This is a genomic window from Labilibaculum euxinicum, assembly GCF_009795715.1.
Lineage (GTDB): Bacteria > Bacteroidota > Bacteroidia > Bacteroidales > Marinifilaceae > Labilibaculum > Labilibaculum euxinus.
Window position 1 is genome coordinate 53627 of sequence record NZ_WTCR01000006.1, and the last position, 16054, is coordinate 69680.

Sequence of the window (16054 nt, forward strand, 5' to 3'; positions counted from 1 at the left end):
TATGTATTCCTAAGGAAATTAAGTTACCTTTAATCATAAAGGGGTTGATTTTGTGATGCATTAGTTTTAATTTTGATTAAACAACCTTAGTATGAAATAATTAGTGCCCTGTAAGGGTATTTTTTTTCTTTTAAAGTGTGTAAACCACTAACTCAAAACCTATGAAATTGGATTTTACTCCCCAATTATTGATTGTTGATGACCGCGCTGAAAACTTGGAATTACTAAAAGCCTTGTTAGGGAAGTTACATGTTGGTTTAGAGTTAATTCAATCACCAATAAAAGCTTTACAGGATATCGAGAATAAGGAGTATGCTCTTATCATTCTCGACGTTCAAATGCCACAGATGGATGGGTTTTTACTTGCTCAAAAAATTAGAAGTGGTTACGTGAATAAATCAACTCCGATTATTTTTTTAACAGCAATATTTTTGGATAAACAAAGTGAATCAAAGGCATATGAATGCGGTGGTGTTGATTTTATTATGAAACCATTTGATAATACGATCTTAATTAATAAGATCAATATCTTTTTGGAACTATATAAAAACCGGAGATTGATTGAATCTCAGAACAAGAAGTTAACTACCGCTCTTAACGAGAAGGATTTATTGGAGGGACGTTTACGAAATCTTGCATCCAATTACCGATCTATTTTGGAGGGACAATCGGAACTCATTTTGAAAATGGACAGTCTCCATAGGGTGGAATTTGCGAACAAGGCATTTACAGATTTTTTCAATTATATTTTAGATGGTATTTCCAGAGATTCTTTGGCTTCTGTTAATTTAGTTTTGCAGGAACAATTGATTCAGGGAATTGAGAAGCTGAATGGCAAGAATAAATTCACAACTTTTGAAGGTCATATCATCAATTCTGCTAGAAATAATGTTTGTTTGGAATGGACTGTTTTTAAGGAGATAGAATTCGATGATACCCACTATTTGGCAATTGGCCGTGATGTTTCGGAACGGAAACAATTAAAAGATACATTAGTTAAAAAAGAAAGTGTTTTAAGAAAGCTTCAAAAGAAAGCCAAAATAGGAAGTTTTGAATGGGATTCCTATTCTAAGATTATTCGTGGTTCAGATGAATTTTTACGACTCTATGATATTTCTTCAATTGATAAAGAAAATATTTTTGAGGAAATTAAGTTGAAAACCCATATTGATGATAAGGAGGCAATTGAACGCATGCTTTTAAATCTTCCTGAAAAAAATCAAAAAATTGAATTTGAACATCGATATATTTATAACAGCGGAGAGGTTAAACATTTCAAAATTGAGATGTACAGTGAGTACCGTGAAGCAGAGGACATATTTCATCTGTATGGTCTTGTTTCGGATATTTCTCAGAAGAAAGCTTTGGAGTTGACATTTAAAGAGAGTTTAAGTCTTGAAAATGATGCGTACAGTGACAAGGCCATTTTTGAGTTGAATGCAAAAAATCAAATCAGCTATTTGAATGATTACGCATGTAAATTTCTGGAGTGTAAATCGCTAAAAGACTCTAAGGGAATGGAATTTATACAGTTTTTTAAGGGCGAGGACACTAAGAAAATTAAGAAGATATTGAATCTGTCCAGTTCTAAAAAAGGCTTTGTGTTTGAATTATTGTCGATTGTTACCAAAAAACATGCACTGAAACGAATTGTTTTAGCAGCCCATTCAACCTTGGTAAATAATGAAAAAGGTGTGCGTGGCATAATGATGGAAATAGTTACGAATGGTGAAGTTGAAAATAATTCTGTTGAGTATAAGGATATTATAACCGGTTTGAAGCGGCAGGAGCAGGAATTTGAAGATAAAACCAACAAGCTAAAAGAGAAAGTTGAACAAGAACTTAGAATCAATGATTTTCATCGTCAGTTATTATTGAAGAAATCGGAGCTTGAATCCCTTGGGAAAATGGCAGGCTCAATGGTGAATGAGATCAATCAGCCCTTAACTGGAATTTCGATGATTATGGATAACATTCTTTTGCGTTTATCGACGAATAATATTGACGAGGACTACATCCGGGAAAAATGTTTGCAGGTATTTGCCGACATCGACCGCATCAAGAAGTACTTGTCTCAAATTGGCATTTATAACTCTTCTCAAAAGGAAAATATGCAGGAGCTAATTGATGTGAAAAGTCTTGTTCATGATTCTTTAAACCTGATTAATAAACAGTATAAGACACGAACTGTTGAGGTTTCGTTTGATGCATGTTCTGATGATTTATACGTAACAGGTAACAAGTATAAGTTTCAGAAGGTTATTGTGGATATATTAAACAATGCTTACGAATCTATTGAGTACAGACAACAATCTTCAGATGCAAAGAAAAAAGTTGAATGGATAAAAATTACTGCTGAATTAGTGGATGAAAATGTAGTAATAGCAATTAAAGATAATGGCAGTGGAATTGATCCGGATAACCTCAAGTATATTTTTGAACCATTTTTTACGACCAAACAATCAGGTATTGGCTCAGGACTAGGGTTGTATATTAGTAAAGGAATTGTGCAGAAGATGAATGGGCAAATTACAGTTAGTAGTGAAAAGAACGAATTCACGGAAATGAAATTGATATTGCCTTTTGAATTCGATAATTCAAAAAAAGCAATCAAATTTGAAAATAATTAATCATCAGTAAAGTCTGCTTAATATGGTGTCTATAAGTAATTTAAGAATATTGATTTTAGATGATGAGAAGCTGGTTCGTGATGAATTGGAAGAATTTTTAATTGATCCCAATTTTAGAATATTTAAAGCAGGAAGCCCTTCTGAAGCTTTCGATATTATGGATAAGAACGAGATCCATATAGCCATTATTGATGTTAATTTGCCTGAGATGAATGGCTTGGATGTTCTGGAGAAAGTGAAGCACGATTTTCCTGAAATTGAAGTGATTATGATTAGCGGATACAGTGAGATGGATTCTGTTATTCATTCGATGCGTTTGGGAGCCTCAGATTTTTTCACAAAACCTTTTCGCCTTCGTGATGTCGAAAGTGCAATCGAACGAACCAAAAAGTTTGTTCACCTAAAGAAAAGTTTAATAGAAGTTAAACGAAACTACTCTATAATTTCAGAAGAGTTTCAAAAAGCAATGGGGTATGAAATCATCGGGGATAGTCCTCAAATGAAGAATTTGATTAATCTTATTGGAAAAGTTGCTAAAACTGAGAATACTTCGGTGCTCATAACAGGTGAAAGTGGAACGGGTAAGGAGTTGGTTGCCAGAGCTATTCATTATCTGAGCAGTAGAAAGGAAAATTATTTTTATGCCGTAAACTGCAGTGCTATTCCAGAGTCACTTTTTGAAAGTGAATTTTTCGGGCACACCAAAGGAGCATTTACCGGAGCTTCCGCATCTAAAGTAGGATGGTTTGAAGCGGCTAATAAAGGAACTCTTTTTTTGGATGAAATTGGTGATTTGCAACTTAATCTTCAAACCAAATTTTTAAGGGTTTTAGAAGATCGGAAAATCATGAAAGTTGGTTCTAATATCGAAATTCCATTTGATACAAGAATTATTGCTGCCACGAATCAAAACATTGAAGGACTTCATTCCGAAAAAGGATTTCGTTTGGATCTATATCACCGAATCAGTTCTTTTATTATCCATTTGGAGCCTTTGCGAAACAGAAAAGAAGATATTCCCTTACTTCTGGATTATTTTGTGAAATACTTTAATCGTGTAATGGGGAAAAACATTAGTGAGATTGATGGTGCCGTTATTAGGCGATTACTGACTTATGAATTTCCCGGCAACGTGCGGGAGTTAAAAAACATGGTGGAACGAGCTGTTATTATTTGTGATGTGAATCGATTAAGCTTATCGCATTTCCAACTTACCCACCCGAAAGAAGAAAAACGAAGAATTGATTTTTCTACTGATGAAAATCTGGATCTGGAATTGGTTGAAATGGATTGTATTCGTAAAGCACTGGAAAGGTCCAATAATAATAAATCTAAAGCTGCCGACCTCCTAAATATTACCTGGCAATCTCTCGATAGGCGAATAAAAAAATATAAAATTGAAGTTTAATATCTGGTTCCGATCAGATATTTTTTTCTCCAAAATTGGTGAATTGCATTTACGATTAGCTCTATTTTTAGTAAAAGCATATAGAATCAAGATTTTCCAAGTTTCCCATTGTATCCGTTTTTTATTGTATCCGATAATGGATAAAACATTGAAAAATGACTTGTTTGTAAGTAGATCAGGCAGTTAAGGTTATGGTTTTAGTTTCCTTAAACATACATATCCGTAAACGGATAATTTTTTCAATACAGATCAATAGTTGTAATTGCTTTAACTGACTGCATTACAGACATATATGTTTTGTGGTATGTCGATTGATATAGGAAGTATGTTATTATCAATTATTAGTGTATGGATTTGTTAATATTGGAAGGCAACTTATTGAAAATTATTCCTTCATCAGATGAACCTATGAATATCCTGTTTGTTAAAGAAAATAGATCACTTATTGATGAGCTGAAAGAATACATTCAGAGCTTAGACGCCAGAGCATATTTTGCTGATGATCCGGTCGAGATGGAAATTATTTTAAATCAGACGACAATTGATTTGGTGATTTTGCCATTGAAGGCTTTATCCAATTTAGATATGCTAAAATACATTAATGATAATTTTAAGGAAACCAAAGTTGTGATTACGGTTGACCGTGAGGAACAGAATTCCAAATTGGAAAACCGAAAAGCACTCTATATGAATTACGAACTGCTGCAGAAGCAACTTCGTTTATTCGACTTAAAAAAAGCTATTGGTTCCGGTCTTGATTATAGTCCGAACTGATGTTTTGCTCTATTCACTTTTCAACCAACCATGTAGATTGATTAAAAATTTACAAAAATTGAATTTGAATCTCGGAAGCAAATGAAACAATCATTTGTTTCCGGTTCAAATTAAAAAAAGAAACCTTAATCTCAATTGTTAAATTATAAAACTGAAGTTATGAAGCAGGAAGTTCAGGATGATTTAGTTAGAATTAAAGACAGACTCAGAATCCTTGATGACAAGAAGAAGAAAGTTGCCAAGATTATTGGTGTAACAGATGTGTATTTGTCTTATATTCTTAATGGAAAACGACCATTGACTACAACAGTTAAGTCAAAACTCTTTGATTACTTAGGCCTTAGTTAATTTTTTTGACCAATGCCGTTTAACTAATATTAATAATCAGGTAATTATTCATGACTCATGGAAGGATTACCTGATTTTTATTTAATTACAATCAGCATCTGATTAATTGATTGGATATATTTTGTAAATTACATGTAAGTGGTAGAAGGTCAAGGTTTAATCAATCTTAAACAGCTTATTTGCTTTCCATTTTTTAATATGTGTCAAGTATGAAATCTGTATTTCGAATAGTACTTTTTTATCTCTTTTTGTCTTCAAATTTAGCATTTGGTCAGGGGCAGGCTGGGATATGGTATTTTGGTGAGAATGCAGGTTTGGATTTTAATGTAACCCCTTCCGTTGCGTTAACTGATGGTAGTTTAAATACAGAGGAAGGTTGTTCAACTGTTTGTACAGTGCAAGGAGACCTGTTATTTTATACAGATGGAGTTACTGTGTATAATAAAAACCATGCAGTAATGGCTAATGGAACAGGTTTGGATGGCAATTCTTCAGCAACCCAATCTTCAATAATTGTACAGCAGCCGGGAAGTGCGATACTCTATTATATTTTTACTGTTGATGCTCATCAAAATGCTCTTCGAAATGGTTTAAATTACTCGATTGTTGATTTGTCACAAAATGGAGGACTTGGAGCTGTAACAGTTAAAAATACGGTATTGTATGGAAGTGAAGTTTGTGAAAAAGTAACCGCGGTGAAACATGCTAATGGTACTGATTTTTGGGTTCTTATGCATCCATGGGACAGTCGGGATTTTTATGCTTATCAATTTACAGCTACAGGTATTTCAACTCCTGTAATCAGCACGGTTGGAGTACGGCATAATAGTGATCGGAAATCTGCTATTGGATATATGAAAACTTCTCCGGGCGGATCGAAATTGGCTGTTGCTATTTATACTCAGGATCGGGCTGAGTTATTCGATTTTAATACTGCCTCAGGAGTTGTTTCAAATCCAATTCAGCTGAATAATTACAGCACTCCCTATGGTATTGAATTTTCTCCTTCGGGGGAATTTTTATATCTAAGTTCATTTTTAGGTGGCAATTTGTATCAGTTTAATATTTCATCTAATAATCAGACTACTATAAATGGATCTGCTCAAATTATCGGAAACGGATCGTGGTTGTACGGGGCATTGCAATTAGCTCCGGATAATAGAATTTACATGGCCAAAACCAATACGGACGGAACAACCGGAAGTCTTAATCTTGATGTGATTAATAATCCGGATGTAGCTGGGGCTGGAGCTAATTTCGTTGCTGATTCGAAAAATTTATCTGGAAGAAGATGTCGGTTAGGTTTACCAAATTTTGTGACTAGTATTTTCACTCTTGAGTTTGCCTATCAGTTTGACTGCACGGGAGACAATACTGAGTTTACAATCAGTTCCGATCTGGCAAATATTTCAAGTGCAACCTGGAATTTTGGTGATGGAACTGTATTAACTTCTAATACCAGTCCTTTCACAGTAAATCATATTTACGGAACAGCAAACATCTACAATGTTAATTTAGAAGTTAGTTTGATTTCAGGAGGAACAGATAATGTTACTCAAGCTGTAACAATACGTTCTTTGCCAATAGTTAATGATCAATCGCAATCTGTTTGGGAAGATGTTCAAGGCACGGGAATAGCAACAGGTGTAGATTTGACTATTTTGGAAGCTGCTGTAAATAGTACGGCAGGATCAACTTTTACATGGTATTCTGATGCCACTCTAACATCGGTAGTGACTGATGCCACCAATGTAACAGTTACCAACGGACAACAATTCTGGGTTGAGGTGAATGATGGTTTTTGCAGTAATGTTGCTGTGGTAACTTATACGGTGAACACTTTGCCGAAAGCTTTGGATCAAAATATTACTCTATGTGAGGACAATTATAATACGGGTATTGTTTCCAATATCGACTTAACATTGCTCGAAGCAGCAATCACAAATAATAATGGTTTCACAGTAACATGGTTCCACGATCTTGCTTTAACACAACCGGTAATAAATCCTAACAATAGGATAGTTTCCAATGGAGAAGTGTTTTATGCTCAGGTATCAACAGGTACCGAGACAAGTGTTGCTACTGTTACTTACACCATCGAAACACTTCCTGTGGGGAATGATATTTCAGTTCAAATCTGGGAGGATAGTTTTGGTTCAGGAACAGCTTCGGGTGTTGATTTAACATCCTATAATATACAGGTTGCGGGATCAAATAATATCGTATGGTATTTTGATGCAGCATTAACAAATCCAATTGTAAATACAACTAACCTTGTTGTGAATGATCAGGATGTTTTTTACGCATATATTGACAATGGATCATGTTTAAATCGTGGAAGTATCAAGTTCACATTACGATCATCGCCAATTGCAAATGATTTAAATATAGACGTGTGCGAGGATGTGTTTGGAGGTGGAATAGCATCTGATATTGATTTATTGTTGCTTAATGGTGCCATTAATGGGGGAACAACCAGTAGTGTCAGTTGGTTTACTGATGCAGCATTTTTAACTCCTGTGGCAACCCCTTCAAATGTAAGTGTAACCAACGGACAGGTGTTTTATGTTTTGGTTCAAAGTGCCGGCGAGTCGAATACGGCCACAGTTATCTATAAGGTTCTTTCCTCACCAATTGCAAATAACCAAAGTGTTGTTGAATTTGAAGATGTGTCCGGATCTATGACTTCTCTTGGTGTAGATTTAAGTTTTTACAATAATATGATACTTGGCGGGCAATCAAACTCAATTGATTGGTACTTGGATGCTGGTCTTACAAATTTGGTTCCTGATCCAACAAATCAAGATGTTGCGGATGGTGATGTTTTTTATGTCCTTGTATCAAACGGAGTTTGTTCGAATGTTGCAACTGTTGATTTTTCAGTGGTTAACACACCAATTGCAAGGGATGTATTTCCTGTTGTTTGTGAAGATGTTGCGGGAACAGGCAATGCCTTGGTTGATTTAAGTTTGCTTGAAAATCAGATTAATGAAGGGAATGGAGATGCTTTTGCATGGTATAGTGATTGGCCAACAGAACCTAACGGATTACCCACGAATGCAATTCCTGACCCGGCAAATGTAATTGCTGCAAATGGCGATCGTTTTTTTGCATCAGTAAGCGATGCCTTTAATACGAATGTTGCCGCCGTTACTTATACCGTTAATTCATTACCCGGAGCTGTCAATCAAACTGTTGAGGTTTGGGAAGATACTTTTGGAACAGGTCTGGCAACAGGGATAAATTTATTGGCTTATACTTCAATTATTTCAAGCAATTCAATATCGTGGTATGAAGATGCTTTGCATACAATTTCTGTATTAACTCCTGATAATGTAAGTGTAACAACAGGAGACAATTATTATGCCTTGGTAGATGATGGCAGTTGTCAAAACTCTGCAGTTTTAACATTTACTGTTCGAAATCTGCCCGAAGCAAATGATTTGCTGGTTGAGTTATGTGAAGATCTATCGGGAAGTGGTTCATTGACATCCTACGATCTTTCAAAATTAGAGCCGGCAGTAAACAATGATCCGGGAACAGTTAAAGAATGGTTTTTTGATATGGCCTTGAGTTTGCCGGTTCCAAATCCTATGAATGCAGCCATTTCTAACGGAGATAGTTTTTTTGTTCGCGTAAGTTTTGGCGCGGAGAGTAATGTTGGAAGAATTGATTTTACAATCAACTCCTTGCCTGATGCTCAAAACCATCAGGTCTTGTTATGCGAGGATGGTTTCAATTCCGGGCAGGTAAGAGGTGAAAATTTGAATAATTACTATTCTGATATTACAACATCAGTATCCAGTACTATTATTTGGTATTATGAAGCAACTTATTCCAATCCTGTTTTAAATACACGAAATGTTCTTGTTTCAGACGGAGATGTATATTACGCCAGAGTTTGGGATGGTGTCTGCGAGAATTTTGCAGAGCTGTCATTTGATATTTTATCATTACCTCAAACCTCAACAGTAAACGAGGTAGTTTGTGAAGAGAGCTTTGGATCGTCCTCATTGTCAGGAATAAACCTTACCGATTATAATTTGCAGGTGAGTAACGATCCTGCTGCAAATGTGCAATGGTTCGAAGATGACCAATTGAATATTCCTGTAGCGAATCCTGCGGGTGTAACTGTCTTTAATCAAAGCTCATATTATGCCCTTGCCACTAATGCGAGTTCTTGTGAAAATACCGGACGATTAAATTTCTTAGTCGACCCACTGCCGGAAGCAAATGATCTAAGTATAGAATTGTGTGAGGATGTTTTGGGAACAGGAGAGGTTGTGAATTATGACCTGACTGCGCTTAATAATCAGGTAACACCTGATGCCTCTGTTACAGTGGGTTGGTATGAAGATGTTGATTTACTCATTCCTGTATTGAATCCGCTTAAAATTTCACTTCGTTCCGGTGAAAGTTATTTCGCTAAAATAGAAAATGGATGTGTTAATTCCTCGGTGATTGATTTTACCGTTCATGATAGGCCATTTTTTGATTTAGGAATGGATACAACAATATTTTACACCGAATCAAAAATATTATCTCCTTCAATAGATATTCGGTTTTTACCAGGCAATTATCTGTGGCAGGACGGTACAACGGCTTCAACCTATACGGTTACTGAAGAAGGAAAGTACTTTTTGGAATATACAGATATGAACGGTTGTGTTGGGATGGATTCCATTCTGGTTTATGTCGATAGGTATCGGATATTTGTTCCAAATGCTTTTACCCCTGACGGAAATGGTGTTAATGATACTTTTGGACCATCAATCACAGGTGATATTGCAGGTGAAGATATTGAGATGTATATATATAACCGTTGGGGTGAACTAATCTATACATTTACTGATTTGGGGCAGGGCTGGGATGGTACCTATAAAGGGAAGAAAGCAAATGTGGGAGTATATGTTTGGATCCTGATTGTTAATGGGAAAGCCCGCCAGGATGGCAATGTTTCTTTAATTCGATAAAATGGTAAAATGGAGATTTATTTGTATTGTCTGTTGTTTGCTTTGGACTTCATTGGTCAAGGCTCAGGACGTTGAGTTCTCTCAGTTTTACGCAAACCGGCTTTATCTTAATCCTGCGTTTGCCGGATCAGAGTACGTTCCGACTTTAGGAATGTCTTATCGAAATCAGTGGCCTCAGAATAATCGTCCTTTTGTCACTTATAGTGCTTCTTACGATCAATTCGTTGATTTGATGAATGGTGGACTGGGAATATTAATTCTTCAGGATAATCAGGGACAAGGAGCAATTAAAACAACAACTGCCTCGGGAATGTATTCGTACTCCTTGGATATTAATCGAAATTTATCAATGAATGTTGGATTTAAGGCTGGTTATATTCAAAGAAAATTGGATTGGAGTTCATTTGTGTTTTCAGATATGATAGATCCATTGTATGGAGTGATTTATCCTTCCAGAGAAGTTCAGCCAAATAATTTAAGTAAATCGTACTGGGACTTTTCCATGGGGATCATCGTAAATTATAAAAGTCTTTATTTTGGAGGTGTAATTGATCATCTCTCAGAACCCAATGAGGCATTCAATTCAGAGCAGAATATAGCGGTTTTACCTCGTAAATATACAGTGCATGCAGGTGCAAATATTCCAATGGGATATTCTCGTGGATTAATGAAAAGCAATTTTACCATTTCCCCAAATATATTGTATCAACGACAATTGGATTTTGAGCAAATAAATTATGGAATGTATTTATCCAGAAATAACTGGGTTGTTGGTGCTTGGTTTCGTCATAATCTTTCCTTCGATTTTGATGCATTCATTATTTTGATTGGTTACCAGACTGATAAAGTTAGAATTGGCTATTCCTATGATTATGTGGTGTCTAATTTGGTGAAAACAAATTCAGGAGCTCACGAGATATCGCTTAGCTATTTATTGGGAAAGGCAAAATCTTCTTGTTCCGGAACTTATTTTTTAAGAAAGAAAAGAAGGATACGTGCAATTCGATGTCCGAAATTTTAAAATAAATAGATTGAATGTTATTGAATTATAGAGTGTTGAAGTTTAATTATTATTAACCGGTTAACAAAAGTTAAGATTCCTTAAGAGAAGTCTATTGAATTTGGTATTGCTATGATATTAAATTTAGAAATGATATATTTATGTTGTGATAATCATTGATTTTATTGAAATTCAAATGAGAAATTTTTATAGAGTTTTATTATTAATCTTTTTTTTTATGTTTTTTGTTTCACTTCCGGAAATGAAGGGACAGGAAACCGAAGATGTAAGTGACTCAATAAAAACATTAAAGATTCTTCAACAAACACTTGATGATATTGTTGAAAAAAATACAGCCTATGAAAATGTAGGTTCCGAGATGGAAGTTGATGGTTTGGTTATGGATGAAACAATGACCAAAGTAGGACGTGATTTCTACGATATGTTTTTTTCCATCTGGGTTGCACCTCAAAAAGCAAAGAATTTCACCATTACTATTAAAGAAATGGTTTTGCCGGGCTTAGCAACTCAAATTGTTGTTTTGGTAAATGATAATGAAGTATTTAAACAAAGAGTGCAGCCACGCTATGAAGTATTGGAACAAATGTCCCAATATGCAAACCAAATGGCGATGCAATTTTTAAATAATTATGAAAAAATGAATGCCCAACTTGAAGATGAAGATCAACAGGGAACGGGAATGTTTTGAACTTTAAACCGTAAATCATGAATATTATAAAAATAGTATTTGTCTTGTCTTTTCTGAGTTTATTATTGCCAACCGAATCTATGGCTCAGGATTTTGTGTATAAACCAATAAATTCATCTTTTGGCGGTGATCAGTACAATTACAATTGGTTATTGAATTCTGCGACCCAGCAAAATAGAATTGAAGATCCAAATGCTGATAGTGCATTAAATAAAGATCCGTTGGATGATTTTCAGGATAACCTGAACCGACAAATATTGAATCAACTATCAAGTAAATTGGTTAATTCTATTTTTGGAGATAATAATCAGCTTGAAACCGGTTCGTATAATCTAGGGAATTATAAGGTTGATATTTCTGAAGATGCAAGTGGTGTTACTGTGAATGTCAGTGATATTACAAATGGAAATTTTACAAATATTGTTATTCCCAGTTATTAATAAATAGTTATTCGCTAATTCCCTATATATGTTTAAATGTATACGCCACTACTATAGTGTTTTAATTTTACTACCTCTCTTAAATGGATGTGTTCCATATTTTAATCAGCCTTTAAGTGAGCAAAGAGCCGAAATTGGAGCTGAAACACCTGCAAGGAAAAGTTTGGTTAGTTTGCCTGAGCCAAAAGAAAAGATAGTTGCGGCAGTGTATAAATTTCGTGATCAGACCGGACAATATAAGCCTTCGGATAATGGAGCCAATTGGTCGACAGCGGTTACGCAGGGAACCACATCAATACTCTTAAAAGCAATTGAAGAATCAGGTTGGTTTATTCCTATTGAAAGAGAAGGCTTATCTAATTTACTGAATGAGCGAAAAATTATACGATCAAGTCGTGCAAATTACGCAGGTCAAAATGAAAGTTCTCAATTATTGCCTCCTCTTTTGTTTGCCGGTTTGGTATTGGAAGGTGGTGTTATTAGTTACGATGCCAATGTTTTGACTGGTGGTGCTGGATTAAAGTATTTTGGTGCTGGAGCTTCAGGTCAGTACCGGCAAGACAGGGTAACTGTTTATCTTCGTGCTATTTCTACAAGTAATGGTCGAATTCTAAAAACAGTGTACACTTCTAAAATGATTCTTTCTCAAAAATTGGACGCTAGTATCTTCCGATATGTTAAGTTTAAACGTCTGCTTGAGGCAGAGGTTGGTTTCACCTATAATGAACCGTCTGAAATGGCTGTGAAAGAAGCGATAGAGAAAGCTGTTGAGTCATTGATTATAGAAGGTGTTATTGAAGGACTCTGGGATTTGAAGAATCCGGAAGATGTTAATTCAGATGTAATAACAAAATATGTTGAAGGAAAAGAAGATAATCAGGGGGCAGATTTCTTTGATCAGTTAATTACTCCACGCCGCCGTAAATTTGGTTTAGGCTTTAATGGCGGATCATGGTTGTATATGGGAGATTATAAGCATACGGAGATGAAAGCTATGGCTGGAGTATCTTTATTATACGATACTCAAACAGCATTGCAGTTTGGACTTAATTTTAGCCGGGGAGATCTTGCAACTACAAATTATTTTCAAAAAACTTATAATTCTCTTGATTTAACGGCTAAATATCGTTTATTGCCTTATAAAGATTGGACTCCTTATATTGAAGGTGGCTTAGGTGTTTTTTCAGAACATGAAAAGTCTATATATACTATTGATCTTTCAAACTCAATATATACTCAGGCATTATATGGAGCAGGTGTAGAATTTTTATTTAATGATCGTATTGGTTTGAATTTCTCTGTGTTGAATCATTACATATTTAATGATAATATAGATGGATTAAAACAAGGAAATTTTAATGATTATTTTTGGGAAGGGAAAATCGGCTTAAACTTCTATTTTGATAAGATCTGGGATAGAAATAAGAAGAAGAAAAACAGAAAGGAAAAAGTACAAAAAAAGCAGTGAGTCAGTTTATTTCTGCTGAATAAAATATTAACAAGTTATTAACAGGGTCGAATATACATTCGGCCCTTTTTTTTATTTGTGTATTTTTCAGATTATTGTCTTTAATGGTTTGCAAAACAGCAGTTTATGTGTTGTTGTTTAATTTAAATTAATTATTTGTATTGAATTTAAAACTTTGAGTTGCCTTTATCAAATTCTTGATCATATTCATCATATTAATTTGCTGTTTGATGTAATCTAATAATATAAACTCAATAGATCTCTTTACATTTAAATTGAATTTAAAACGATAAAACATAAATTATCAAGTAAAAATCAACCAACAACCAAATTTGTAAAACTTTTAAATCAGGGAGACCTGATCTATTCACTTTAAACCTTAAAAATTTATAAACCATGAAAAAGATTTTATTCATCTTTTTAGTAGTACTATGTACTGGGGTAGTTTCATTTGCCCAAGTTAACCATTCCAACGTGAACCAAGTTGGGAATGACAATTTATCCACAGTAGAGCAAGTGGGTGTTCTAAATATTAATGACATTTACCAAAATGGGGAAGGTAACATTGCTGAAGTTAATCAGTATGGGTTTCTAAATATGTCATTTTTAGATCAGTATGGTGAAGGAAATGAGTATTATGCTGCTCAGTCCATGACTAATTTCTCAAAAGCTTTACAAGTTGGAAATTACAACCTTGCAGAGGTTAACCAATTAGGATTTAATGCATCTTATATTTCTCAACTTTGGGGAAGTTACAATAAGGCAGATGTAGATCAATTCGGATTTTTCAACATGTCTGTTATCAGTCAATTTTTAAGTTATCATGAAACTGCTGATGTGTTCCAGTTTGGATTTTTAAATTCGGCTAATGTAATGCAAACAGGTGGCCAATATGATAAGGCAACCATAAGTCAATGGGGTGTTTTGAATAATGCGAATATTTATCAAACATTTACAACTAGAAATTCAGCACTTGTGGCTCAACGGGGATTTGCTAATTATGGTCTTGTTAATCAATTCATGGGACGTAGCAATAATGCTGAAATTTCTCAGGTTGGATCTAAAAATTACGCATATGTTGATCAGTTTTTTGGAGCAGGAAATAGTTCTGTTGTTATGCAAAAAGGTAAAAATAACCTTGCATGGACAAAACAAGTAGGTGGGATTTTAAATAAAATTGATGTGAATCAGGACGGCAAGTCCAATGAGGCATATGCTTTTCAGAATGGAGGAGTTTTTAATAAGTCTGCTGTTAAGCAACATGGGAAAAAGAATGTTGCAGTAACTGAGCAAGATGGTGGTTTTTTAAACTCTGCAACCATTAATCAAAGAGGACGTGGAAATGAAGCTGTTGTTACACAGCTTGATGGGGCTTTTAATAAAGGTTTGATTTCTCAGAAAGGAAGAAGAAATAATGCTGAAATATTTCAAGATGGAGGTTTGTTTAATACCGCTGTAGTAACACAAAGAGGTAGGATGAATGAAGCTTCCGTATATCAATTGGGTGGTTGGTTAAATGTCGCTGAAGTTGAGCAGTATGGAAAAGGAAATGATGCTGTAATTACTCAGATTGACGGTTCATTTAATAATGCATATATTGGACAAGATGGTAAATTCAATGAAGCTGAAATTCTTCAGGTAGAAAACTCAGGAAGTTATGCAGGTGTTGCCCAAATAGGTAACGAAAACTATGCATATATTGAACAATTTGCAACAAGTAATACTTTTGCAGGTATTATTCAGGTTGGGAATGGTAACGCAGCAGGAATTGGTCAATATGAAGTGGATAACAGTTATGCTTTAATTCAGCAGTATGGTGATGACAACGAAGCTGTTTCTATTCAGGCATATGGTGAAAATAATGTTGCATTCACAACCCAGGTTGGTGCTGAAAATGTATCTTATACAGAACAAGTGGGAAGTAACAACTTCGTAAATGTTTACCAAAATGGTAATGGTCACTCTTCATTTGTTTCTCAATATGGGAATGGAAATTCAGCCACTGTTAGTCAATATAATGGTTTCTAATTAGTAGTCAGAATATTTGATTGATTTATAGTATTTAAGACCGTCAAAATTGGATTTTTATTCGATTTTGACGGTTTTTTAATTTCCTGCATTTAAGACTCCTTAAACTTTTGTTTAAGTTTTCTTATTCTTTTTTAGAATGAATAAAGATTAGCATAAAAGAGGCTTGGTTTAATCACTAAATCAATGACGTTTGTGTAAAAACATAAGTGGTTGGAAAGGCTTTTGCTTAATTTAGATAAAAAGATCGAAGGATGCTATAAGTGCATAATTAGA

At 34.7% G+C, this 16054-nt stretch carries 10 protein-coding genes; all 10 read left to right on the forward strand.

Annotated features, from left to right (window positions below):
• Window positions 1-161: 161 nt before the first annotated feature.
• The 10 genes from GQR60_RS09375 to GQR60_RS09420 all read left to right on the forward strand — a co-directional run bounded on the left by GQR60_RS09375 (window position 162) and on the right by GQR60_RS09420 (window position 15778).
• Entirely contained in the window at window positions 162-2630 is a 2469-nt protein-coding gene (locus GQR60_RS09375; RefSeq protein ID WP_124992671.1) for a response regulator, read from the forward strand.
• Between the two features lie 22 nt (window positions 2631-2652).
• Window positions 2653-4038, forward strand: coding sequence for a sigma-54-dependent transcriptional regulator (locus GQR60_RS09380; protein ID WP_124992672.1), 1386 nt, complete (start codon window positions 2653-2655; stop codon window positions 4036-4038).
• 348 nt (window positions 4039-4386) lie between these two features.
• Window positions 4387-4812: a hypothetical protein gene (locus GQR60_RS09385; protein ID WP_124992673.1), complete on the forward strand. Its 426-nt coding sequence runs from the start codon at window positions 4387-4389 to the stop codon at window positions 4810-4812.
• A 159-nt stretch (window positions 4813-4971) separates the two neighbouring features.
• On the forward strand, window positions 4972-5160 hold the full coding sequence (locus tag GQR60_RS09390; RefSeq protein WP_101308296.1) for a helix-turn-helix domain-containing protein: 189 nt from the start codon (window positions 4972-4974) through the stop codon (window positions 5158-5160).
• Window positions 5161-5369: 209 nt separating this feature from the next.
• On the forward strand, window positions 5370-10133 hold the full coding sequence (locus GQR60_RS09395; protein WP_124992674.1) for a T9SS type B sorting domain-containing protein: 4764 nt from the start codon (window positions 5370-5372) through the stop codon (window positions 10131-10133).
• Window position 10134: 1 nt separating this feature from the next.
• A complete protein-coding gene (locus tag GQR60_RS09400) occupies window positions 10135-11154 on the forward strand; it encodes a PorP/SprF family type IX secretion system membrane protein (RefSeq protein ID WP_124992675.1) in 1020 nt (339 codons plus the stop codon).
• Between the two features lie 217 nt (window positions 11155-11371).
• Complete coding sequence (locus tag GQR60_RS09405) at window positions 11372-11842, forward strand: CsgE family curli-type amyloid fiber assembly protein (RefSeq protein ID WP_160463450.1); 471 nt, start codon at window positions 11372-11374, stop codon at window positions 11840-11842.
• A gap of 17 nt (window positions 11843-11859) precedes the next feature.
• On the forward strand, window positions 11860-12282 hold the full coding sequence (locus GQR60_RS09410) for a curli production assembly/transport component CsgF (protein WP_124992677.1): 423 nt from the start codon (window positions 11860-11862) through the stop codon (window positions 12280-12282).
• A gap of 28 nt (window positions 12283-12310) precedes the next feature.
• On the forward strand, window positions 12311-13750 hold the full coding sequence (locus GQR60_RS09415; RefSeq protein ID WP_124992678.1) for a CsgG/HfaB family protein: 1440 nt from the start codon (window positions 12311-12313) through the stop codon (window positions 13748-13750).
• A 396-nt stretch (window positions 13751-14146) separates the two neighbouring features.
• Window positions 14147-15778 (forward strand): hypothetical protein, encoded by a 1632-nt coding sequence (locus tag GQR60_RS09420; protein ID WP_124992679.1) that lies wholly within the window; start codon window positions 14147-14149, stop codon window positions 15776-15778.
• The last annotated feature ends 276 nt before the right edge of the window (window positions 15779-16054 follow it).

What these genes read in the sequence shown, in the direction of transcription:
- GQR60_RS09420 (WP_124992679.1), top strand. Translation starts at nt 14,147, where the DNA reads ATGAAAAAGATTTTATTCATCTTTTTAGTAGTACTATGTACTGGGGTA.
- GQR60_RS09375 (WP_124992671.1), top strand. Translation starts at nt 162, where the DNA reads ATGAAATTGGATTTTACTCCCCAATTATTGATTGTTGATGACCGCGCT.
- GQR60_RS09400 (WP_124992675.1), top strand. Translation starts at nt 10,135, where the DNA reads ATGGTAAAATGGAGATTTATTTGTATTGTCTGTTGTTTGCTTTGGACT.
- GQR60_RS09380 (WP_124992672.1), top strand. Translation starts at nt 2,653, where the DNA reads ATGGTGTCTATAAGTAATTTAAGAATATTGATTTTAGATGATGAGAAG.
- GQR60_RS09410 (WP_124992677.1), top strand. Translation starts at nt 11,860, where the DNA reads ATGAATATTATAAAAATAGTATTTGTCTTGTCTTTTCTGAGTTTATTA.
- GQR60_RS09390 (WP_101308296.1), top strand. Translation starts at nt 4,972, where the DNA reads ATGAAGCAGGAAGTTCAGGATGATTTAGTTAGAATTAAAGACAGACTC.
- GQR60_RS09395 (WP_124992674.1), top strand. Translation starts at nt 5,370, where the DNA reads ATGAAATCTGTATTTCGAATAGTACTTTTTTATCTCTTTTTGTCTTCA.
- GQR60_RS09405 (WP_160463450.1), top strand. Translation starts at nt 11,372, where the DNA reads ATGTTTTTTGTTTCACTTCCGGAAATGAAGGGACAGGAAACCGAAGAT.
- GQR60_RS09385 (WP_124992673.1), top strand. Translation starts at nt 4,387, where the DNA reads ATGGATTTGTTAATATTGGAAGGCAACTTATTGAAAATTATTCCTTCA.
- GQR60_RS09415 (WP_124992678.1), top strand. Translation starts at nt 12,311, where the DNA reads ATGTTTAAATGTATACGCCACTACTATAGTGTTTTAATTTTACTACCT.